Source organism: Caballeronia sp. BR00000012568055, from assembly GCF_029439455.1.
Classification (GTDB): Bacteria; Pseudomonadota; Gammaproteobacteria; order Burkholderiales; family Burkholderiaceae; genus Caballeronia.
Map to the genome: position 1 here is coordinate 1 of NZ_JAQFVG010000182.1, position 778 is coordinate 778.

1 protein-coding gene is annotated in these 778 nt (G+C 69.2%); it reads left to right on the top strand.

Going from position 1 to position 778, the window contains the following annotated elements:
* Window position 1: 1 nt before the first annotated feature.
* Window positions 2-778 (top strand): iron ABC transporter permease (locus P7F28_RS09660; protein WP_277184280.1); only part of this gene is annotated, 777 nt, incomplete at its 3' end.

The window sequence follows — 778 nt, forward strand, 5'->3', positions numbered from 1 at the left end:
ATTGCTTGTGGCCCTTGTCGGATCGATCGTCGTAGCGACGGGGCTGGGGCCGACCTCGATTGCGCCGGGCGTCACGGCGCGTATCGTCGCGTCGCACGTCGGGCTGGAGTCGTCCGCGCCGGACTGGTCGCCATCGCAGGACGCGATTGTCTGGCTGATCCGCTTGCCGCGCGTGCTGCTGGCGGGCATCGTGGGCGCATCGCTCGCTATGGTCGGCGTCGCGCTACAGGCGGTGACCGCCAACCGGCTCGCCGATCCGCATCTGCTCGGCGTCAGTTCGGGCGCCACGCTCGGCGCGGTGTTCGCCACTCTCTTCCTCGGCGCGATATTCGGCCCGCTTACGCTCTCGCTGCTGGCGTTCGCCGGGGCGCTCGCGGCGACCTGCATCGTGATCGTGCTGGCGCAGCGGCATGGGCGGCTCGACTCGGATCGCCTGTTGCTGGCGGGCGTGGCCGTGTCGTTCGTAATGCTTGCGGCAGCCAATCTGCTGCTCTATCTCGGCGATCAGCGCGCGGCTGCATCGGTGTTGTTCTGGACGCTGGGCGGTGTTGGGCTGGCGCGCTGGAATCTGATCGGCGTGCCTGCGATGGTCGCGCTCGCGGGCGGCATTGTGCTGACCGGGCGGCGGCGGGAACTCAACGCGCTGATGACCGGCGATCTCGCCGCCGTCGCCTTGGGCGTCCCCGTGCGGAAGACGCGGCGCGAGGTGTTCCTCGTCTGCTCGCTGATGACCGGTGCGATGGTGGCGGTCAGCGGCGCAATCGGTTTTGTAGGTCTC